Annotated in this window: 17 protein-coding genes; 4 read left to right on the plus strand and 13 right to left on the minus strand. The window is 63.7% G+C overall.

What is annotated here, in order from left to right; genetic code table 11:
• Nucleotides 1-75: 75 nt before the first annotated feature.
• Together rsmD and OKW20_RS03145 are read right to left on the minus strand one after the other, a co-directional pair.
• The gene (rsmD, locus tag OKW20_RS03140) at nt 76-636 is read right to left on the minus strand and encodes a 16S rRNA (guanine(966)-N(2))-methyltransferase RsmD (RefSeq protein ID WP_429170139.1); all 561 of its coding nucleotides are present in this window, start codon (nt 634-636) and stop codon (nt 76-78) included.
• A gap of 6 nt (nt 637-642) precedes the next feature.
• Nucleotides 643-2799, minus strand: coding sequence for a pseudouridine synthase (locus OKW20_RS03145; protein ID WP_429170141.1), 2157 nt, complete (start codon nt 2797-2799; stop codon nt 643-645).
• A 73-nt stretch (nt 2800-2872) separates the two neighbouring features.
• On the opposite strand from OKW20_RS03145, the gene OKW20_RS03150 reads away from it, so the two are divergent.
• Nucleotides 2873-3322 carry a nucleoside deaminase gene (locus OKW20_RS03150; RefSeq protein ID WP_043618390.1) on the plus strand — a complete coding sequence of 150 codons (450 nt, stop codon included), beginning with the start codon at nt 2873-2875 and terminating at the stop codon, nt 3320-3322.
• Nucleotides 3323-3365: 43 nt separating this feature from the next.
• On the opposite strand, the gene OKW20_RS03155 is transcribed toward OKW20_RS03150, so the two are convergent.
• From OKW20_RS03155 to OKW20_RS03175, 5 genes are all read right to left on the minus strand, one after another.
• Entirely contained in the window at nt 3366-3845 is a 480-nt protein-coding gene (locus OKW20_RS03155) for an N-acetyltransferase family protein (protein ID WP_429170143.1), read from the minus strand.
• Nucleotides 3846-3957: 112 nt separating this feature from the next.
• Nucleotides 3958-4578, minus strand: a complete 621-nt coding sequence (locus OKW20_RS03160; RefSeq protein WP_043618384.1) for a hypothetical protein — start codon at nt 4576-4578, stop codon at nt 3958-3960.
• A gap of 127 nt (nt 4579-4705) precedes the next feature.
• Nucleotides 4706-7615: an isoleucine--tRNA ligase gene (gene ileS / locus OKW20_RS03165; RefSeq protein WP_429112584.1), complete on the minus strand. Its 2910-nt coding sequence runs from the start codon at nt 7613-7615 to the stop codon at nt 4706-4708.
• A gap of 244 nt (nt 7616-7859) precedes the next feature.
• Nucleotides 7860-8846, minus strand: a complete 987-nt coding sequence (locus OKW20_RS03170; RefSeq protein ID WP_192447675.1) for a bifunctional riboflavin kinase/FAD synthetase — start codon at nt 8844-8846, stop codon at nt 7860-7862.
• Nucleotides 8847-8859: 13 nt separating this feature from the next.
• Entirely contained in the window at nt 8860-9708 is an 849-nt protein-coding gene (locus OKW20_RS03175) for a TIGR01459 family HAD-type hydrolase (RefSeq protein ID WP_192447677.1), read from the minus strand.
• 434 nt (nt 9709-10142) lie between these two features.
• On the opposite strand from OKW20_RS03175, the gene groES reads away from it, so the two are divergent.
• The 3 genes from groES to OKW20_RS03190 all read left to right on the plus strand — a co-directional run bounded on the left by groES (nt 10143) and on the right by OKW20_RS03190 (nt 13119).
• Nucleotides 10143-10439, plus strand: a complete 297-nt coding sequence (gene groES / locus OKW20_RS03180; protein WP_004675403.1) for a co-chaperone GroES — start codon at nt 10143-10145, stop codon at nt 10437-10439.
• 60 nt (nt 10440-10499) lie between these two features.
• Nucleotides 10500-12140 (plus strand): chaperonin GroEL, encoded by a 1641-nt coding sequence (gene groL, locus OKW20_RS03185; RefSeq protein WP_043618373.1) that lies wholly within the window; start codon nt 10500-10502, stop codon nt 12138-12140.
• Between the two features lie 529 nt (nt 12141-12669).
• A complete protein-coding gene (locus OKW20_RS03190) occupies nt 12670-13119 on the plus strand; it encodes a hypothetical protein (RefSeq protein ID WP_043618371.1) in 450 nt (149 codons plus the stop codon).
• Between the two features lie 121 nt (nt 13120-13240).
• Here the strand turns inward: OKW20_RS03190 and OKW20_RS03195 are convergent, their stop codons facing one another.
• The 6 genes from OKW20_RS03195 to hisS form a co-directional block, all read right to left on the minus strand.
• Nucleotides 13241-16039 (minus strand): bifunctional diguanylate cyclase/phosphodiesterase, encoded by a 2799-nt coding sequence (locus OKW20_RS03195; protein ID WP_043618368.1) that lies wholly within the window; start codon nt 16037-16039, stop codon nt 13241-13243.
• A 216-nt stretch (nt 16040-16255) separates the two neighbouring features.
• Nucleotides 16256-17479 carry an NAD(P)/FAD-dependent oxidoreductase gene (locus tag OKW20_RS03200; RefSeq protein ID WP_429170146.1) on the minus strand — a complete coding sequence of 408 codons (1224 nt, stop codon included), beginning with the start codon at nt 17477-17479 and terminating at the stop codon, nt 16256-16258.
• An 87-nt stretch (nt 17480-17566) separates the two neighbouring features.
• Nucleotides 17567-18274 carry a glutathione binding-like protein gene (locus tag OKW20_RS03205; RefSeq protein WP_429170148.1) on the minus strand — a complete coding sequence of 236 codons (708 nt, stop codon included), beginning with the start codon at nt 18272-18274 and terminating at the stop codon, nt 17567-17569.
• A gap of 147 nt (nt 18275-18421) precedes the next feature.
• A complete protein-coding gene (gene hisG, locus OKW20_RS03210) occupies nt 18422-19117 on the minus strand; it encodes an ATP phosphoribosyltransferase (protein ID WP_043618363.1) in 696 nt (231 codons plus the stop codon).
• Nucleotides 19114-20256: an ATP phosphoribosyltransferase regulatory subunit gene (locus tag OKW20_RS03215; RefSeq protein ID WP_429170150.1), complete on the minus strand. Its 1143-nt coding sequence runs from the start codon at nt 20254-20256 to the stop codon at nt 19114-19116. Before OKW20_RS03215 ends, hisG begins: the two co-directional genes overlap by 4 nt.
• A 5-nt stretch (nt 20257-20261) precedes the next feature.
• Nucleotides 20262-21773 (minus strand): histidine--tRNA ligase, encoded by a 1512-nt coding sequence (gene hisS, locus OKW20_RS03220; RefSeq protein WP_429170152.1) that lies wholly within the window; start codon nt 21771-21773, stop codon nt 20262-20264.
• Nucleotides 21774-21799 lie beyond the last annotated feature (26 nt).

The following is a 21799-nucleotide window of genomic DNA, read 5'->3' on the forward strand; positions in this document are numbered from 1 at the left end:
CTCCGCGCTGGGCGGGTTGAGAAAATGGCGTCGTCCGGCTGAGTCTATCTCGGCAACTCAACCGAAATTACGGCATCAGGCTCCGCGAAACCGATAGAAATGCATGCGCGTATCGCCGAACACCCTGACGTCGAGGTTTTCGAAGACGGCGACCGGCGCCGGCTGGACATCTGCCCGCTCTTCGAGGATCACCAGGGCGCCGGGCACCAGCCAGTTGCCGACGGCAGCCGACTCCAGCGCCTTTTCGCCCAGTCCCTTGGCATAGGGCGGGTCGGCGAAGACGAGATGAAACGGCTCCATCGTACCGACACCACCGAGACTGGTCGCATCGCGCCGGAAGACCTTCGCCCGCCCCTGTAGCGCGAGCGCCTCGATATTGGTCTGCAGCAGGCCCCTGCCCTCGACGCTCTGTTCGACGAACAGCGCCTGCCGACACCCGCGCGACAGCGCCTCGATGCCGACCGCGCCGGTGCCGGCAAAGAGGTCGAGCACACGAGTGCCGTCGAGCGCTTCCGGATAGGAATGGCTCAGGATGTTGAACAGACTTTCGCGCGTCCGGTCCGTGGTCGGCCGGATATCGTTGGACTTGGGGGTCGCCAGGCTGCGACCCCGAAACTCTCCACCGACGATCCGCACGGCCGCTTAGTTTCCTCTGCCACGCGGCTTGCCGCCACCGGGGCGACCAGCGCCACCCGGACGTCCGCCGGGTTTTCCACCGCCGGGCTTGCCGCCACGCGGGCCACCGGAGCGTTCGCCGAAGGATTTTCCACCCGAGGGCTTGCCGCCGAACGACTTGCCGCGAGGCTTGTCGCCAAACGGACGGTCACCGCCTTCGCGACGCGGCGCGCGGTCACCGTCTGCGCGCGGAGCCCGCGGCTTGTCAAAGCGGCGATCACCGCCTTCGCTGCGGGCGGGACGGTCGCCGAACGAACGCTCTCCGCCTTCGCGGCGCGGCGGACGATCACCCTCGGCGCGCGGCGTGCGCGGCTTGTCGAAACGGCGTTCTCCGCCTTCGGAGCGGGCCGGACGATCACCACGCGGCCGGTCGCCACCTTCGCGGCGCGGCGGGCGGTCACCGTCGGCGCGCGGCGCGCGCGGCTTGTCGAAACGGCGTTCGCCACCCTCGGCACGGGCCGGACGGTCACCGCGCGGGCGATCTCCACCCTCGCGGCGCGGCGGACGATCTCCGTGATCGCGCGACTTGCGGTCGCCGCCATCAAAGGACTTGCGACGATCGAAGCCGCCATCCCGGCCTTCGTCGCGGCGACGAACCGGCTCGGCGGCACTGATCCACTCGCCGTCCTCGTCACGGCTCTTGACGAAGGGGCGGGCCGGCTTGTCGGCGCCACGGCCGAAATCCTTGGAAGCGCCCTTGCGGTCCGGGTCGAACTTGCCAGTCGTCTTCGTCGCCAGGCCATCCTTGTTGCGGCCGTAGCGCTTGGACTTCGGTGCGCTTTCCGGACGCTCGCGACGGGCGGACTTCTCGGTGGCGTCGCCGTCAACGGACTTCGGCTTCTTCTCGGCAAGCGGGCGGGCGCCCGGCGCCATCCAGACATTGGCCGTGCGGGCGCGCTGCGCCGGCGCACGCTTCGGCCGGTCCTCGAACTTGGCGTCGCGGTCGTCGCGCGGGCCACCCTTGCCGCGGGGGCCATCGCGACGATCGTCGCGGCGGGTGTCGAGCCGCGACAGAGCACGTTCGCGCTTGTCCTCAGGCTTTTCCCAGCGGTTGGAGCGTTCCGGCCGGCGGGTATCGCCGCCATCGTCGTCCGCGGCATCGCCGGCAACGGTTGCTGCCTGGTCGTTGTAGAGCGGCGCGTCGAAGTTCGCCTTGGCGTCCTCGATCAGGCGCGGTCCCAACTGGTCGCGCAGGGTGCGTCCGCGGATTTCCTGGACATGCCCTTCCGGCAGTTCGCCGAGCTGGAACGGGCCGTAGGAGATACGGATGAGGCGGTTGACGTCGAGGCCGAGCGCGCCGAGCACGTTCTTGATTTCGCGGTTCTTGCCTTCGCGAAGCCCCATCGTGATCCAGACGTTCGAGCCCTGGACGCGGTCGAGCGTCGCTTCGATGGCGCCATAGAGCACGCCGTCGACGGCGATGCCGTCCTTCAGCCTGTCGAGCGCTTCCTGATCGATCTCGCCATGGGCGCGCACGCGGTAGCGGCGCAGCCAGCCGGTCGACGGCAATTCGAGCACGCGGGCAAGTCCGCCGTCGTTGGTCAGCAGCAGCAAGCCTTCGGTGTTGATGTCGAGACGACCGATCGACAGGACGCGCGGCAGTTCGTCCGGCAGGTTCTCGAACACCGTCGGCCGTCCCTCGGGATCGGCATTGGTGGTCACCAGGCCGGCTGGCTTGTGGTAGAGCCAGAGGCGCGTGCGCTCGATGCCGCGGATAGGCTGGCCGTCCACCTCGATCGCATCGGCAAGCGTGGCGTTGACGACGGGCGTATCGAGGATAACGCCGTTGAGCTTGATGCGTCCTTCCATGATCATCCGCTCGACGTCGCGACGCGAGGCAACGCCGGCACGCGCGAGGATCTTCGAGATACGCTGCGGTTCGTCGGCCGCCGCTACAGCCGCAGCCGGACGTTCCCGGGCCGGACGCGAAGCGCCGGCCTTGGGATCAGACGTCTTTGCATCGAAGCTCCTGCCGGGGCCCTTGGCACCGAAAGATTTCGGGCCGGAAGCCTTGGCTCCTGCAGCCTTTTTCGGCGCAGCGCCCTTCTTGTCGGCGAAATGCGGTTTCTTGTCCCGGCCAGCGGACTTGCCGCCAGGCCGCGTGGGCTTGTCTTTGGATGTCATTTGTGTTGCCTGCCTTTTGCGGCTGTCCTATCAGGTCGCGGCCCGTGGGTTAAGAGAAATTATTGTTTGAGCGATGGCTGAGACGACACGCTTCATGGATGTGGCCCTTGAGGAGGCCCGCAAGGCTGCCGAACGCGGCGAAGTGCCGATCGGCGCCGTGGTGGTTTTCGACGGCCGGATCATTTCGCGCGCCGGCAATCGCACCCGCGAACTCAACGACGTGACCGCCCATGCGGAGATCGTCGCCATCCGCGAAGCTGCCGCCGTCCTCAAGGACGAAAGGCTGACAGGCGCCGATCTCTACGTCACGCTCGAACCCTGCACCATGTGCGCAGCGGCGATTTCGTTTGCGCGCATCCGCCGCCTCTATTACGGCGCCGACGACCCGAAGGGCGGCGCGGTCGACAGCGGCGTGCGTTTCTTCGGCTCGCCCACCTGCCACCATGCGCCCGATGTCTATTCGGGCCTTGCCGAGCGGGAAGCTGCCGATATCCTCAGGGATTTCTTTGCCGGCAAGCGGTGAGACCCCTTAGCGCCTTGCGACGGCGTGACTTCCTGAAATCGCTTCAGTCGGCGACGAAGCTATCGAGTGCCGCGCCAGACAGGCGGTAGCGCGTCCATTCGGACATGGGCTCTGCGCCAACCGATTCGTAGACGCGGATCGCCGGTTCGTTCCAGTCGAGCACGCTCCATTCGAAGCGGCCGCAGCCTTCCTCGACGGCAATCTTAGCCAGATGCTTCAGGAGCATCTTGCCGGCGCCGGAACCGCGGCAATCCGGGGTGACGTAAAGATCTTCGAGGTAAAGCCCCTTGCGCGCCTGCCAGGTGGAATAGTTGTAGAACCACATGGCAAAGCCCGCCGGCTTGCCATCCTTCTCGCAGATCACCGCGCGGGTGATCGCGCCGGGACCGAAGAGCGAAGCCTGCAGCATCTCGACCGTCGCCTCGACGGCGTCGGGCTCCTTCTCGTAGATGGCAAGTTCGGTGATGAAGCGCAGAATGGTCTCGGCGTCTTCCGGGCGGGCGTCACGAATGCTGATGGTCATGGCTCAGGCGCTTCTCAAGCACTTCCAGCAAACAAACGCGCGTTTCGCCGGAACTGCATGGATCAAGGGGAGAGAGGCATTTCGCCGTTTCAACGAAACGGCGAAAACGGGTTTAGAAGGGCCAATACCACTTGGAGCCGGAATTCTTGATCTGCGCCTCCTTCTTGCGGCGGCGCTCCTTGTCCTTCTCCGGCTCGCCGAGATCGGTCTCGGTGCCCTCAGGCAGGCGACGGTAGTCGAGCGGCGGATCGCTCAGGAAGCGGCGCTTGTCGGAATAGGCGCCCATTTCGATCTTGCGCCCTTCGCGATAGGCCTCCTGCTGCTCCTTTGCGGAGAGACGGCGACCGTTGGCGCTCGCCTTGGCAAGCGGCGAGACATAGTTCGGGTTGTTCTTGTTGGCGTCGGCCTCTTCACGCAGGCGCTTGCGCACCTCTTCCGGAGACTCGACCCATTCCGGGTTTGCCTCGCGGCTGGCAAGCGACTTCTGCGGCTCGACGAGCGAGGCCTGCTGGGCCGACGGCGGCAGGACGAGGCCCGGACGCGGCTGGTACTTGACCGGATCCCGCTTCGGCGGCCCGAAGCTTGCGACGCTCCCGAGGTCGTCCATGAGCTGTTCGCCAGCGGTCTTGTCCGTGCCATAGGTCGGGCCACCGATGCAGCCCGTAAGCACCAGGCCGCTCGTCAAAATGGCGGCCACGCTGGCAAGCACTCGCAACTCTCGCGTCATTTCCATGAGATTCCTTCCAGCCGGCCACCGGTCAGCGCGGCCACTCAAGCGCCCATGGCGGAGAAATCCGCCAAATTTCGGGCAGGTTTTACCGGATGAACGCAAGGAGTGCAATTCATCCGGTAACAATGCGTTAAGCCTTGAAACCAAGCTCGCGCAAGGCAGCGGCATCCCGGGCAGACACGTCCGGGTAGAGTGCGTCAGAACCGACGTCGGTCGTGATCCGCCAGGAGCGGGCGCATTTCTGACCTTCGGCAAGCTTCGGCACGACGCTGACCTTGGCCACTTCGGCCAGGCGGAACGCGTCGGCCGGACCTTCGGTGGCTTCGACGGTGATCCCCGAGGTGATGCAGATCTCGGCGAAGTCCTGGCCTTCCAGCGCCTTCAACAGCTCCGGATCCGCGACGTGGACGACCGGTGCAGCCTCCAGCGACGAGCCGATCCGCTTGTCCTTGCGCTCGATCTCGAGCGCGCCGGTGACGACGGTGCGAACCGCGCGGATCTTTTCCCACTTGGCTTCGAGCGCATCGTTCTTCCATTCCGCCGGGATCGCCGGGAACTGTTCGAGATGCACCGACACGGCATCGGGCTTGCGCGACAGCCAGGCCTCTTCCGTGGTAAAGGGCACCATCGGCGCCAGCCACAGCACGAGGCAATCGAAGAGCTTGCGGATCACGGCGAGAGCCGAGCGCCGGCGCAGACTCGACGGCGCGTCGCAGTAGAGCGCATCCTTGCGAACGTCGAAATAGAACGCCGAGAGTTCGACATTCGAGAAATCGATCAGCGCGCGGGCGATCTTCTTGAAGTCGAAGGCGTCGTAGCCTTCGCGCACGACCTGGTCGAGCTCGGCCAGGCGATGCAGCATCAGCTTTTCGAGTTCCGGCATCTCGGCATAGGCAATCTCTTCGCCCTTGTCGTGGGCGAGCGTGCCGAGCATCCAGCGGATCGTGTTGCGCAGCTTGCGATAGGCGTCGATGTTGGTCTGGATGATCGTCTTGCCGAGACGCTGGTCTTCCCAATAGTCCGTCGTCATCACCCACAGGCGCAGGATGTCGGCGCCGGCATCCTTCATCACCTCTTGCGGGGTGACCGTGTTGCCCTTCGACTTCGACATCTTCTCGCCCTTCTCATCCATGGTGAAGCCATGGGTGACAACGGCGTTGTAGGGTGCGCGGCCGCGCGTGGCGCAGGCCTCGAGCAGCGAAGAATGGAACCAGCCGCGATGCTGATCCGAACCTTCGAGATAGACGTCGGCCGGCCACTTCAGGTCCGGACGGTCTTCGAGCGTGAAGGTGTGGGTCGAACCTGAGTCGAACCACACGTCGAGGATGTCCATGACCTGGTGCCACTTGGCATGATCGTGGTCGTTGCCAAGGAAGCGATCCTTGGCGCCTTCGGCGAACCAGGCATCGGCGCCTTCCAGTTCGAACGCATCGAGGATGCGGGCGTTGACGGCCTCGTCGATCAGGATTTCGCCCTGGTCGTCGGCGAAGATCGCGATCGGCACGCCCCAGGCGCGCTGACGCGAGAGCACCCAGTCCGGACGGCCTTCGATCATCGCACGCAGGCGGTTCTGGCCAGCACCCGGAACGAAGCGGGTGTCGTCGATCGCCGAAAGGGCGCGCGAACGCAGCGTCGTGCCGTCGCCGAAGGCCTTGTCCATGTAGACGAACCATTGCGGCGTGTTGCGGAAGATCACCGGCTTCTTCGAGCGCCAGGAATGCGGATAGGAGTGCTTCAGGCGGCCGCGGGCAAAGAGCGCGTGGCGACCGATCAGCGCCTTGATGACACGCTCGTTGGCATCGCCCTTCTTGCCCTTGTCGTCGATGACGCGACCGGCGCCACCTTCGGCGTCCGGGCCGAAGCCATGGGCGTCAGCGGTGAAGTAGCCGGCGTCGTCGACCGTGAACGGGATCGCCGAGGAGATGCCGCGGGCTTCGAGCGCGCGGGCATTGTCCATCCAGGCGTCAAAGTCCTCGCGACCGTGGCTCGGGGCCGTGTGCACGAAGCCGGTGCCGGCATCGTCGGTGACGTGATCGCCGTCGAGCAACGGCACCTTGAAGGCGTAGCCGCCGCCCAGACCGTGCAGCGGATGGGCGCAGGTCACGGACGACAGTTCATCGGCCTCAAGGTCGCGAACGAAGTTGAAGGTGAGCTTGGCCTTGGCGGCGGACTCGTCTGCCAGGCGCTTGGCAAAGATCAGCTTCTCGCCCGGCTGCGGGCCGAAGTCGTTCTCGGCGGTCGCCACCTCATAGAGACCGTAGGCATAACGCGAGGAATAGGCGATGGCGCGGTTGCCGGGGATGGTCCAGGGCGTGGTCGTCCAGATCACGACGAAGGTGCCGGCAAGGCTGTCGGGACCTTCGGTGACCGGGAACTTCACCCAGATCATGTCGCTTTCGATATCGGCGTATTCAACTTCGGCTTCGGCCAGTGCCGTGCGCTCGACGACCGACCACATGACCGGCTTCGAGCCGCGATAGAGCTGGCCGAGCTTGGCGATCTTCATCAGTTCACCGGCGATGCGCGCTTCGGCGTGGAAGTTCATCGTCGTGTAGGGATTGTCGAAGTCACCCTCGATGCCGAGACGCTTGAACTCCTCGGCCTGGACCTGGATCCAGCCGGCGGCGAAGTCACGGCATTCCTGACGGAATTCGTTGACCGGAACCTCGTCCTTGTTCTGGCCCTTCTCGCGGTACTTCTCCTCGATCTTCCACTCGATCGGCAGACCGTGGCAGTCCCAGCCGGGTACGTAATTGGCGTCGAAACCGCGCATCTGGAACGAGCGGTTGATGACGTCCTTGAGGATCTTGTTCAGCGCGTGGCCGATGTGGATGTTGCCGTTGGCGTAGGGAGGACCGTCGTGCAGCACGAACTTTTCGCGGCCGGCAGCCGACGCACGCAGCTTCTTGTAAAGGCCCATCTTCTGCCAGCGGGCCACCGTTTCCGGTTCCTTCTGCGGCAGGCCTGCGCGCATCGGAAATTCCGTCTGCGGCAGATAGAGGGACGAGGAATAGTCGATCTTTTCAGCGGTGTCGGTCATGGTTTTTGCAATCGCTTCTTCGCGCGAACGGCCGCGCATACGAAATGGGCTCGGTATCGAGAGATGACTGGGGCGTCGGAAACGCCGAAATCCCGGACCTTCCGGCTGATCACAGCACGCGGAAGGCCGGGCCAATAATTCGCTGATCGATGATCAATCGACGGTGCCGGGTCATGGTGGCCGGTTGTTTAAGGCGTTTTCCGCCTTTTGAAAAGGTCCGCCGCCGCGCGAAGACCGAAATCTTTTATCGGGCGAAGTTGAGCCTGCGGTCGATGTCGCCGAGCGGCGTGACGCCGGAAAGCAGCGCGCGGGCTTCGGCCTCGTCCTGACGGATCTGCGCAACGAGCGGATCGAGGCCATCGAATTTCAGTTCGTCGCGCAGGTGACCGAAGAAGGTCACGGCGCAGACCTCGCCATAGAGATCACCGGAGAAATCGAAGACGAAGGTTTCGAGCAGCGGCTCGCCGTCGCTATCGACCGTCGGCCGGCGGCCGAAGCTCGCGACGCCGTCGTAGAGCGAGCCGTCGGCGCGACGAAAACGCACGGCATAAATGCCGGGCCGAAGTTCCACCTCGGGCGCAAGCCGCATATTGGCGGTTGGAAAACCGAGTTCGCGGCCGAGCTTCTTGCCGCCAATCACCTCGGCTTCGACGAGATAACGGTAGCCGAGCATGCCGGCGGCCTGCGCGACATCGCCCTCGCCGAGCAGCGCGCGGACGTAGCTCGACGAGATGACGGACGCATTTTCATCACGGAAGGCGTCGACCAGCGTCACGCCAAACCCGTTGTCGCCGCCCGCCGCCATCAGAAACGCAGGGCCACCCTCGCGACCCTTGCCGAAATGAAAGTCGAAACCGGTCACCACATGCGAGGCATGCAGCCATTCGAGCAGGATGCGATGGATGAAGTCCGACGCAGAAAGCTGCGAGAAGGTACGATCGAAGGGATATTCGATGACGGCGCCGAAGCCCATGCCTTCGAGGATGCGCGCCTTCAACGGCGCCGGCGTCAGCCGGAAGACAGGCGTGTCCGGGCGGAAGACGGTTCGCGGATGCGGTTCGAAGGTGAGCACGAGCGCCGGCACGCCGCGCGACTTCGCCTCTTCCAGCGCCCGATTGAGAACCGACTGGTGGCCACGGTGCACGCCGTCGAAATTGCCGATGGCGACGACACCACCGCGCAAGTGCTCCGGAAGCGGATCACGGGTCTCGTTGCGATGAAAAACCGTCATCTCCGTCTTCCCGTCAGGCGAGCCGTGGCATCCAATATTTCGGCGAGGCGCCCTCCTTCTTGAGGAAGGCGGCAAGCTTCGCCTCGTCGGTCCGGCTTTCGTTCATGTATTCCTGGGCATGGATACCGGCGCTGATATAGAGCAGATCCAGGCCCGCATCCTGCGCGCCCTTGACGTCCGTCGGCATGCCGTCGCCGACAGCGATGACGCGGGTGAGGTCGATCGGTCCGCGCGCAGCCTTCGCCTCGCCGAGGGCGGCGCGGTAGATCGCGATATAGGGCTTGCCGGCAATGCGCGCCTCGCCGCCGAGTTCCTCGTAGAGCTTGGCAATCGCGCCGGCGCAAGGGATCAGCCGGTGGCCGCGTTCGACGACCAGATCGGGATTGGCGCAGATGAACGGGATCTTGCGCTTGGCAAGGCCGGTGAGGGTCGCGCGGTAGTGCTCCGGCGTTTCGGTCTCGTCGTCATAGAAGCCGGCGCAGACGACCGTCTCGGCATCTTCCGAGGAAACGATCTGCGTCCCCAGGCCCTCGAGCAGCGGCAGGTCGCGCTCGGCGCCGATGAAGAAGATCTTCTTGTCGGCGGCAGCGATCAAAGCCCGGGTCACGTCGCCCGAGGTGACGATCCGGTCATAGGCTTCGTCGGGCACGCCGAGGCTGCGGATCTGCACCTTCACCATCGGGCTCGGGCGCGGCGAATTGGTGATGAGTACGACGGTCAGCCCGGCGGCACGCGCCTCGGCCAATGCTTCACAGGCGGAGGCGAAAGCCTGCACGCCGTTGTGAAGAACGCCCCAGACGTCGCACAGAACGACATCGTAGCGCTTGGCGATTTCGCGAAAACTGTTGATCCTTGCGGCCATTCTGGCTTCCTGCAAACACGGTTTCCGGCTTGCATGGCAAGGAAGGCAGGAGATTACAAGTCTCGTCTCCCGAAAAAGGCGCCCCTTCCCAAGGATTCCGGCGGCGTCGAGAGCCAGGAAAAAATGCGTTGTGGACGCCGCCCGCCACGCAGAAGCACTTTGTCGTGGTTATCAACCGTCAAAATCCGGCCGATGCCACGCATCGACGCGATCGCCTAGATTTCGCCAAGAATGAGGCTAGGCTGCCTACGCCCTCGCCTGCTGCGCCCGTCCATGGCAACTGCCGTCAGCAAAAAATCTAGGCGCCGATCCTTGACTCACCCCATACCCAAGCTTATCTCGGCATCGCTAGCACTCGATAAATGAGAGTGCTAACACCCATCCATCGGGTCCATCTGCGATCCGTAGTGTCATTTGATCGAGGGATTAGACTAATGGCAAGCACCAACTTCCGCCCGCTGCACGACCGCGTCGTCGTTCGCCGCGTCGAGTCTGAAGAGAAGACCAAGGGCGGGATCATCATTCCGGACACCGCCAAGGAAAAGCCGCAGGAAGGCGAAATCGTCGCCGTCGGTTCGGGCGCCCGTGACGAAAGCGGCAAGGTTGTCGCTCTCGACGTCAAGGCTGGCGACCGCGTTCTGTTCGGCAAGTGGTCGGGCACCGAAGTCAAGATCAACGGCGAAGACCTTCTGATCATGAAGGAAGCCGACATCATGGGCATCATCGGCTGATCCAGCCGTCGTCCACCCTTTTCATGACAACCAATGGGCAATGAGCCCGGGAGTTCTCTAATGGCTGCAAAAGAAATCAAGTTCGGCCGCACCGCGCGCGAAAAGATGCTGCGTGGCGTCGATATCCTCGCTGACGCCGTAAAGGTCACGCTCGGCCCGAAGGGTCGTAACGTCATCATCGACAAGTCCTTCGGCGCTCCGCGCATCACCAAGGACGGCGTATCGGTCGCCAAGGAAATCGAACTCGAAGACAAGTTCGAAAACATGGGCGCCCAGATGGTCCGCGAAGTTGCTTCGAAGACCAACGACATCGCCGGCGACGGCACCACGACTGCAACCGTTCTTGCCCAGGCGATCGTTCGCGAAGGCGCCAAGGCCGTTGCTGCCGGCATGAACCCGATGGACCTGAAGCGCGGTATCGACCTCGCTGTCACCGAAGTCGTCAAGGATCTCCAGGCCAAGGCCAAGAAGATCAACACTTCGGAAGAAGTTGCACAGGTCGGCACGATCTCGGCTAACGGCGAGCGTCAGATCGGCCTCGACATTGCTGAAGCAATGCAGAAGGTCGGCAACGAAGGCGTCATCACGGTTGAAGAAGCCAAGACCGCCGAAACCGAACTCGAAGTCGTCGAAGGCATGCAGTTCGACCGCGGCTACCTGTCGCCCTACTTCGTCACCAACCCGGAAAAGATGGTCGCTGACCTCGACGACGTCTTCGTTCTCCTCCACGAGAAGAAGCTCTCGAACCTCCAGGCCATGCTCCCGGTTCTCGAAGCTGTCGTTCAGACCGGCAAGCCGCTCCTGATCATCGCTGAAGACGTAGAAGGCGAAGCCCTCGCAACGCTCGTCGTCAACAAGCTGCGTGGCGGCCTCAAGATCGCTGCCGTCAAGGCTCCGGGCTTCGGCGACCGCCGCAAGGCCATGCTCGAAGACATCGCCATCCTGACGGGCGGCACCGTGATCTCCGAAGACCTCGGCATCAAGCTCGAAAACGTTACGCTCGACATGCTCGGCCGTGCGAAGAAGGTTTCGATCTCCAAGGAAAACACGACGATCGTCGACGGCGCCGGCCAGAAGGCCGACATCGAAGGCCGCGTCGCCCAGATCAAGGCCCAGATCGAAGACACCACCTCCGACTACGACCGCGAAAAGCTGCAGGAACGTCTTGCCAAGCTCGCTGGCGGCGTTGCCGTGATCCGCGTTGGCGGCTCGACGGAAGTCGAAGTGAAGGAAAAGAAGGACCGCATCGACGACGCTCTCAACGCGACGCGCGCTGCTGTTCAGGAAGGCATCGTACCGGGCGGCGGCACGGCTCTCCTGCGTTCGGCCTCCAAGATCTCGGTCAAGGGCGTCAACGAAGACCAGGAAGCCGGCATCAACATCGTTCGTCGCGCTCTGCAGGCTCCGGCCCGCCAGATCGCCGAGAACGCTGGCGATGAAGCTTCGATCGTTGTCGGCAAGATCCTCGACAAGAACGAAGACAACTACGGCTACAACGCCCAGACCGGCGAATATGGCGACATGATCGCCATGGGTATCGTCGACCCGGTCAAGGTCGTTCGCACCGCCCTTCAGGACGCAGCTTCGGTTGCCGGCCTCCTCGTCACGACGGAAGCCATGATTGCCGAACTGCCGAAGAAGGACGCTCCGGCCGGCATGCCTGGCGGCATGGGCGGCATGGGTGGAATGGACATGATGTGATAAGGCGATAAGCCTTCTTGCATCAGCGATCCAATCCGGATCGGAAAGGCGGCCCTCGGGTCGCCTTTCTTGTTTTTTATCAATGCCATTCATCGCCGGTGAAGCATCTGCCGAACAGTCGGCAGGAAAAAACCCATCGGTTGTAGTCAGGCTTCAAAAAACCGTTGAAGTCGAAAAAAAACGAACTATAACAGCGCCCCAAGTGAGCGAAGATTGAGGGGAGACTGGGCGGCACACTTGAGGCAGGCGGGCAATCGCCGGGGCTTTTTCGTATTCGCTGCCCATCCGGAAATTCTTCGAGACTATACCTAAAGAATAAAAGTATTTAATCGCAAATTAAGCCGACACTCTCCTTCGAAATAAGTTCGCCGGCGAGATCCACTACCATCTATCGACCTTACTACTTGAGAAAACACCCACACCATGTGGCGTGCGCTCTCGTATTGGTCATGTCGGGCGCAGTTTGCACATTGGGACGCGTTTCCCTGGGGCGCCGAAGGCGGCTCCGGGAACACTGCTGGGGTAGACCGTGTTTAAGATCACCAGAGCAAATTCCGCTCCCCTCGGCGTTCCGGGACAGCCGCATCCCGGCCTTCCGCATCATGAATTCATGGAGCAGTTTTGCGTCTCCGAGGGATGGTCCGGCGATCTTTCTACGGGCCTGTTCCGCCTCGGCGAGAAGGCGGCCGCCATCCATGGCCTGCGCGACGGGGAGTGCGGCCTTCTGAACTTCGTTCGCTGCTACGATCCGGCCGATCGCAACCACGTGCTCGAACTGTTCGAGCAGGCGGCGACGAGCTGCTCGTCCTTCTGCTTTTCGACGACGATCGCGCTGGAGGAATCCGGCCAGAAGCAGCCGCTGTTCTGCATCGGTGAATCTTCCGGCCTCGAACAGCGCTATTCCGGCATGATCACCGGCATCTTTTTCTTCCCACGCTTTCTCGTGGAAGTCGCGGGCCGCGCGCTGTTGCGCCAGTAGGCCCGCCGCTGCCCGCCCGCGGGCACAGGTGTAGATAATCCCTGACCAGATACATGGCCGTCGCAACCGCCCCGGTGGGCGATTGCGGTGAAGACGTGCGGGAGAGACGCGGACCTACGGCTCAGGCGGCCGCCGCGTCGTCCTTGCCCGTGAAGAGCACCGTGATCGGCGCCGGGCGGCCGAGCAGATAGCCCTGCGCCTCATCGCAACCCTCGGCCTGCAGGATATCGAGCTGCTTCTGCGTCTCGACGCCTTCGGCAAGAACCGGCACGGACAGGCTCTGGCCGAGCGCAAGAATGGCGCGCACGATCGCCTTGGCCTGTGGGCTGCCTTCCACTTCCCACATGAAGCTCCGGTCGAGCTTGATCTTGTCGAAGGGGAAGGAGCGCAGCGTCTCGAGCGACGAGTAGCCGGTGCCGAAGTCGTCGATCGCGATGGTGACGCCGAGTTCCTTGATCTGGCGCAGCGTCAGCAGCGCCCGCTCCTTGTCGTCGATGATCGTCGATTCCGTAATTTCGAGCTCCAGCCGGTTCGGGTCGAGACCCGTCTCGGCCAGCACGTCCTGCACCAGGCTGACGATGTCGCCGTTGGCGAGCTGGACCGGCGAGAGGTTGACCGCAATCTTGTGGCTGCTCTCCCAGCCCGCCGCCTCGCGGCAGGCTTCGCGCAGCACCCATTCGCCGATCGGCAGGATCGCGCCGCATTCCTCGGCAAGCGGGATGAACTCGCTCGGAGGCACCATGCCGCGTTCCGGATGGCTCCAGCGCAGGAGCACCTCGTAGCCGATGACGGCTCCGGTCATCACAGACTTCTGCACCTGGTAGTGCAAGGCAAGCTGCTTCTTCTCGACCGCGTCCCAGAGGTCGTTGGCAAGCGCGCGCCGCTGGCGGGCGGCCTCATCCATCGACACCTCGTAGAAGCAGACGGTCTGGTTGAGGGCAGCCTTCGCCCGGTACATGGCGAGGTCGGCATTATTGATCAGCGTGTCGGCCGTCTCCGCGTCCTGCGGATAGATCGCGACACCCATGCTGCCGCCCGACTTGAGCTCGAAATCGCCAAAGCGCATTTCCTCGTGCAGGCTCTTTTCGATGCGGCGCAGGAAGTCGTTGAGCTCGGAGAGTTCCTCGAAGCGCTTGACCGCCGCGAACTCGTCGCCACCCAGGCGCGCCACGAACTCGCCCTCCTGCAGCAGGCCCTTGACGCGCTGGGCGATCGTCACCAGCACGAAGTCGCCGGCGGCGTGACCGTGCAGGTCGTTGACTTCCTTGAACTTGTTGAGGTCGATGCCGATGACGGCGACCTTGCGGTTGAACCAGGCGGCTGCATCCAGTTCCTCTTCGAGATAGCTGCTGAACTGCAGCCGGTTCGGCAGGCCCGTGAGGCTGTCGTGGCGGGCAAGGAAGGTGATCTGCTCCTCGGTGTCCAGCCGCTCGGTGATATCCTCATAGGTGCTCACCCAGCCGCCATCGGGCAGCGTGCGATGCTTGGTCAGGATCGAACGGCCGTTGACCAGCTTCTCGACGATATCGCCGCCGCCGTTGCCGACCATTTCGATGCGGTGCTTCTGGTAGAGCTCGTCGGCCTTGGTCCGTGCCATTTCCGGATCGGAATAAATGCGGGCAAAGACGATGTCGAGGATCTCGCGGAAGGTCAGCCCCTTGCCGGCGAGCGTCTCGGAAAAGCCGAAGATCTCGCGGCAACGACGGTTCGACAGCAACAGCCGGTCGTTGCTGTCGAACAGGCAGATGCCCTGCGACATGTTTTCGAGCGCGACATCGAGATTGTTGCTGACCTCGGCGATGCGATCGGCGTCAAGCTTCGCCTTGGTGATGTCCTTGACGATCTTGATGAAGCCGGCGTGTTTGCCCTCATCGTCCATGAAAGGGTCGAGCACCACATGGGCCCAGAAGCGGGATCCGTCCTTGCGATAGCGCCAGCCTTCGTTCTCGTACTTGCCATCGGCCAGCGCGACCTCGAGCGCCCGCTGCGGTACGCCGTCGCGCTGATCCTCCTGCGAGTAGAAGCAGGCGAAATTCTTGCCGACGATTTCCTCGCCCTTATAGCCCTTGTTGGCCTCGGCGCCGGCGTTCCAGCTGGCGACGCGGCCGTCGGTGTCGAGCATGTAAATCGCGTAGTCCTTCACGCTGCGCACGAAGCGGGCAAATTCCCGTTCGGCAGCGGCGGCGGAAAGCTCGGCATGATGGGCGAAGCCGGCGGCGATCAGCACCATCGACAGCAGGAAGAAGGCAGTGCCGGCGATGACGAAGGCAAGCAGGTGCGGCTGGATCATGCCCGCATGGGTCGGCGTCAGCAGGTCGGCTTCGATTGTGACCGCGCCCATGGCGGTGAAATGCAGCGCGACGATCCCGAGCGTCATCAGCAGGGTGGCAAGGACTTTCGCCTTCAACCGGTTGCCGATGCTGGCGATCGTACGCAGGGCAGCGATATCGAACAGCGAGCCGACGACCACGGAGGCGACGACCAGCGTCGCATCCCAGCGGATGCTGCCCGGCACGTCGAGCGCCGCCATGCCGAGGAAATGCATGCAGGCGACGCCGCCGCCGAGAACGAAGCCGCCGGCAATCCAGCCGAGCCGGTCCTGAACATGGGTGGCGATCAACAGCGCCGTCGTGGTCAGGATAATCGCGACGGCCAGCGACAGGCCGGTGAGATCCATCTGGTAGCCGAGGACGACACCGGGGTCGTAAGCGAGCATGGCGATGAAGTGGGTCGCCCAGATGCCGAAGCCGCTGGCGATGCCAGCCGCCGTCGCCCAGATCGCTTTTGCCTTGCCCGAGGAGCCGCGAGCGCGCTGCAACAGCGTGACTGCTCCGTAGCTCGCGAGGAAGCAGACAAGTGCGGCCAAAACGACCAGTCTGGGATTATGCTCTACCACCAGGCATGTAAGAACCTTGAACATCGCCAATCGCCTAAATCAACAACCACAGGGAAACGAGACCTCTCGCCTCCAGTTAATCGATCTGTGTTGCCGGTAGGTGATTTAAGGAAATGATAAATCGTCGCTTTGCCGCCCGGTTGCGCGGCAAAACAATAGTGGCGTCGTTAATGAAAATTGAAACCAAGCCGCCTTGAAGTTGCACTTTACAAAAGGCGCTGCCTGGCGTGGTTTCGCCGCCTATGCTTGCGACAGCAGCGCCTTGAGGTCGGATTGCGGATCGGCGATGACGGCCCGGTTGGGGTTGACGCCGGTCTCCAGCATCTTCTTGCCGGTCACATAGGCCTTGGCGTCGTTGATCGCATCGACGGCCACCAGGCGCCCCTGCCGGAAATACCAAACCGACACGCTGCCTTCGCGCTGGCCGGGCCTGACGATCGTTTCGTCGTGGCCGAGCCCGAAGCCGGCGATCTGCAGCTTGACGTCATACTGGTCGGACCAGAACCAGGGCTTGGGCTCGTAAGGAGCTTCGCTGCCGGCGAGGATCGCGGCGACCGCTTCGGCCTGATCCACGGCATTCTGTACCGACTCCAGCCGGATGCGCAGATCCTCGAAGGGCAGAACGGCGCAATCGCCCATCGCGAAGATCGCAGGATCCAAGGTGCGGCCGTGGGCGTCGACGACGATGCCGTTTGCGGTTTCGAGCCCGGCATCATGCGCCAGGCGATCATTTGCGGTCACGCCGATGCCGACGATGACGACGTCGACCGGCAACGCAGAGCCGTCGGAGAGTTCCGCTGCGGTGACACGGCCATTGTCGCCGACGAGGCGGTTGAGGCCGGTGCCCTCGCGGATATCGACGCCGCGACCACGATGAATGTCGCGCACGAGGCCCGACGTCGCCGAGGAGGCTACACGCTGCAGGATGCGGTCGGCCATTTCGATGACCGTGACGTCCAGCCCGCAGGTGCGCGCGACGGCTGCCGCCTCGAGGCCGATGTAACCGCCACCGATGACGAGCGCGCGACGGCCGGGCTTCATCTCCTCGGCAAGGCGATCGGCATCCCTGAAGTCACGAACGACGAAGACACCCTCGAGATCGCCACCGACGGAGGCGGGCAGCCGGCGCGGCGTGGCGCCGGTGGCAAAGGCCAGCACCTCATAGTCGAGCGACGTGCCGTCGCTGAGCGTCACGCGCTTGCCGGCCCGGTCGAGGCCTGTCACGGTCGTTTCGAGGCGCACGTCGACCGCGTGCTCGCCGTACCAGGCTTCCGGCCGGTAGAGCAGCCGGTCGAGGCTCATCTCGCGCAGGAGATACTTTTTGGAGAGCGGCGGGCGCTGGTAAGGCAGGCTTGCTTCGGAGGCGACGATGGTAATCGGCCGCTCGTCCTTCAGTGCACGCAGCTTGGCAACCAGAGCAAAGGCGGCCTGACCGCCACCGACAACAACAAGCCTTCCGGACACGCTTCCCACCTGCCTTTATTCATCTGTACAACAAGGCCTAGCCTTCCGCCCGAGCTTCGTCAACTCTGGCACAGGCCACGCCGTTTGCTATTCCTTGCGCGGCACATCCATGCCCTTTTGAGCCGCCGGGCGCGACAGGCCGCGCTCCACCCAGGCCATCACCTTCGGGAAGCTCTTGTAATCCAGAACCTCGGCGCCGCCATAGAATCTGCGCGCGCCCTCGACCCAGGGGTAGGTGGCAATGTCGGCGATCGTGTAGTCGTCGCCCATCAGCCATTGCCGCCCTTCAAGTCGGGCTTCGAGCACGCCGAGCAGCCGCTTGGCTTCGTCACGGTAGCGCTCGACGGGGTAGGAATTGTTGGCGACCTTGTCGGCGGCGAACTTGAAGAAGTGACCGAACTGACCGAACATCGGGCCGACGCCGCCCATCTGGAACATCACCCAGGCGATCGTTTCGTAACGGCCGGCCGCGTCGGCAGGCAGCAGCTTGCCGGTCTTTTCCGCGAGATAGATGAGGATCGCGCCGGACTCGAACAGCCCGATCGGCTTTCCATCCGGCCCGTTGGGATCGATGATCGCCGGGATGCGTCCGTTGGGGTTGAGCGAGACGAACTCGGGCGACTTCTGATCGTTGGTATCGAAGGCGATGCGGTGCGGCTCGTAGGGCAGGCCCAACTCTTCGAGCGCGATCGAAACCTTCACGCCGTTCGGCGTCGGCAGCGAATAGAGCTGGATGATGTCAGGGTTTTTCGCCGGCCAGCGCTTGGTGATCGGAAAGGCGGACAGATCGGCCATGAAGGTCTCCTGGAACGGAACAGCGGGAAGCGGCAGGAGCGCCGCGCGCAGGACTTACATAGGAGTGGAGGGCGCGCCTTTTGAGGGCCCTACTCTATTTTTGTAACCGGCGGGAACGTGAGATCCCGCCCTGCTCCGTTTGCTGCGTCAAAGCACGCTACGAACGGCCGCGATAATCCGTGCCACGACCGGATCGCCGTCGTGGGCGGCCTTGCGCGCCCGAACGAGGCAAGCCTCTGAACGCAGGATCACGCCGTCCGTCAGGATCTTCAGGTGGTTTGCCTTCAGCGTCGAACCGGTCGAGGTGATGTCGACGATGATGTCGGCCGAACCGGAGGCCGGTGCGCCTTCGGTGGCGCCAAGGCTTTCGACGATGCGGTAGAGCTGGATGCCGTGGCTGCCGGAGAAATGGTTCTGCGTCAGCCGCCAGTATTTGGTGGCGATCGCCAGACGGCGACCGTGGCGGGCGCGGAAATCGGCGGCAACGTCGCCGAGATCGGCCATGGTGTCGACGTCGTACCAGACCTCAGGGACTGCGACGACAACGTCGGCATGACCAAAGCCCAGACGGGCGCAGAATTCGACGCGCGCGTCGGCGTTGGCGAGACCCTCGCGCACGAGGTCTTCGCCGGTCACGCCGAAATCGATCGAGCCGTTGCCGAGTTCGCGCGAGATTTCCGACGCCGAAAGGAACGCGATCTCAACGTCGTCGGCGCCTTCGACGCGGCCGCGATAGGAGCGGTCGTTACCGACGGCAACGATCTTCAGGCCGGCGCGTTCGAAGATCGCCGAGGCGTCATCCTTCATCCGCCCCTTGGACGGCAGCGCGATGGTGATGGTCATTGAGCGCCTCCTTCAGAGGCAATCGCCTTTTCGATGCGGTCGAGCCAGAGCGAAAATCCGACGGCCGGGATATGCTCGCGGGCGCCGAGCAGGGTCAGCAGCCGGTCGAAGCGGCCACCGCCGGCAAGAACGGCATGCGTGCCGGCAAGCTCAACCTCGAAAACGAGGCCGGTATAATAGTCGAGCGGACGACCGAAGGCCGCACGATAACGAATGGCGCCGATATCGGCACCGGTCTTGGAAAGTGCGGACACACGCGCATCGAAACGGGCGAGCGCGTCATCGATTTTGAGGCCGGATTTCTGCGCGAAAGCGAAGAGTGCGGCCGGCGCATCGGCAAGCGGCACGTCGAGCGCCAGGAACGCAGCGACATGGTCCAGCGTCTTGCGGTCGAGCCGCGTGTTCGCCAGCTCCATCTTTTCCTTCAGCCGGCGCGCGATGTCCTCCGGCGAGCGGCTGGCATTGGTCGAATAACCGGTCGCTTCCATCGTTGCGGCAACATGCGCGACGAGACGCTCCTCGTCCTCGAGCAGGCCGTCCATCGACAGCCGCACCACTTCGGGACCGAAGACGCCGACGGTCCGCGGATGGGCAAGCTCGGTCAGAAGCTTCTGCAGGTGCTTCTGGTCGCCGAAAGCGTGGATCAGCCGCTTCTGCCAGCCGGCCGGCAGGCCACAGGCGCCAACGACGGCTTCAAACACCGCCTGGTCGCCGAGCGTCACGCTGAGGGACTGGCCCGGCACCCGGTTGGCGACGATGCGCATGGCGTCAGAGACGGCGCGCGCATCGGCTGCCGCCGTGTCGGTATCACCCAGATCCTCGATGCCGGCCTGGTAGAATTCGTTGCCGCCTTCGCGGCGCTGGCGGAAGACCTCGCCGAGATAGGCATAGCGCTTCGGCGTTCCAGTGACCGCCTCGATATGGCGGAGACAGACGGGGATGGTGAATTCCGGCCGCAAGCACAGGCTCTCGCCGGTCTCGTTCTCGGTCATGAAGATACGGCGGCGCAGATCCTCGCCGGCCATGGCGAGGAAAGGCTCGGCCGGCTGGATCACCGGGGTGTCGACGCGCAGCGTGCCGAGGCTTTCGAAGTCGGCAAGCAGCGCATCGGCAAAAGCAGGCAGATTGATGAGGGCCATGGTCGTCAGCCCCTTGCCCGATCCTCGGCCTGCGCCGCCAGCATCTCGCGCACCTTCTCGACCAGTTCGGCCGTCGGCACGGAAACCTGGGCCACGCGCGCCTCGCGCCAGGCCGCATTGTCCTCAATCTCACCCGACAGGCGCTTGCCCTCGATCAGATCCTTGATCTGCACGACACCGGCGGCGCGCTCGTCGCCGCCCTGGATGATGGCGAGCGGCGAGCCACGGCGGTCGGCATATTTCAGCTGGTCGCCAAAGTTCTTCTTGTTGCCCTGGTACATTTCGGCTCGGATGCCGGCATGGCGCAGCTGCTGCACGAAGCGCTGGTAGTGGCCCATCGCCTCGATGTCGCGGTCCATCACGCAAACGACAACAGGCGCGAGCACGTCAGATGCACCGAGCTTGCCGAGGTTCTTCAGCGCCGTCATCAGGCGGGAAACACCGATCGAGAAGCCGGTTGCCGGTACGGGCTGACCCATGAAGCGCGACACGAGGCCGTCGTAACGACCGCCGCCGCCGACCGAGCCGAAGACGACCTTCTCGCCCTTCTCGTTGGTCACAGCAAACTGCAGCTCGGCCTCGAAGACCGGGCCGGTGTAATATTCGAGACCACGCACGACCGAGGGATCGATCTTGATGCGGTCGGCCCCGTAGCCGGCGCTGACGACCAGGCTGCGGATGGTGTTGAGTTCCTGGACGCCCTCGCCACCCCTGGCGGTGCCTGAAACGAGCGCCGCCAGTTCGTCGGCGCTTTCGGCATAATTCTGGATACCGACGAAGAACAGGACCTTGTCGATCTGCTCGGCATTGAGGCCAGCACCCTTGGTGAAGTCGCCGCTCTCATCCTTGCGGCCTTCGCCGAGCAGGAGCCTGACACCTTCGGGGCCGAACTTGTCGAGCTTGTCGATGGCGCGAAGAACCGTAAGCCGCGCATTCACCTTGTCGTCGCCGCCAAGGCCGATCGCTTCCATCACGCCGTCGAGTACCTTGCGGTTGTTGACGCGGATCACGTAGTCGCCGCGTGCGATGCCGAGGGCTTCCATGGTGTCTGCCATCATCATGCACATTTCGGCATCCGCCTGGACGCCAGCGGCACCGACGGTATCGGCGTCGAACTGCATGAACTGGCGGAAGCGGCCGGGGCCCGGCTTCTCGTTGCGGAAGACGTAGCCGGCACGGTAGGTGCGGAACGGCAGCTGGATCTCGTTGAAGTTCTCGGCGACGTGACGGGCGAGCGGCGCCGTCAGGTCGTAGCGCAGCGACAGCCACTGGTCGTCGTCGTCCGTCAGCGAGAAGACGCCCTCGTTCGGCCGGTCGCTGTCGGGCAGGAACTTGCCGAGTGCATCGGTATATTCGAACAGCGGCGTTTCGACCGGATCGAAACCATAATGCTCGTAGACCGCCCGGATCTTGCCGATCATTTCGTCGGTCGCGCGGATATCTGCGGCGGAGCGATCGACGAAGCCGCGCGGAAGACGCGCCTTGAGCTTCTGCGGTTTCTTCTGTTTCTCGGTCATGGGAGCATTCCGGACTGTATCTTGTT

The sequence above is a fragment of the Ensifer sp. LBL genome, from assembly GCF_050435225.1.
In the GTDB taxonomy this organism is placed as follows: domain Bacteria; phylum Pseudomonadota; class Alphaproteobacteria; order Rhizobiales; family Rhizobiaceae; genus Ensifer.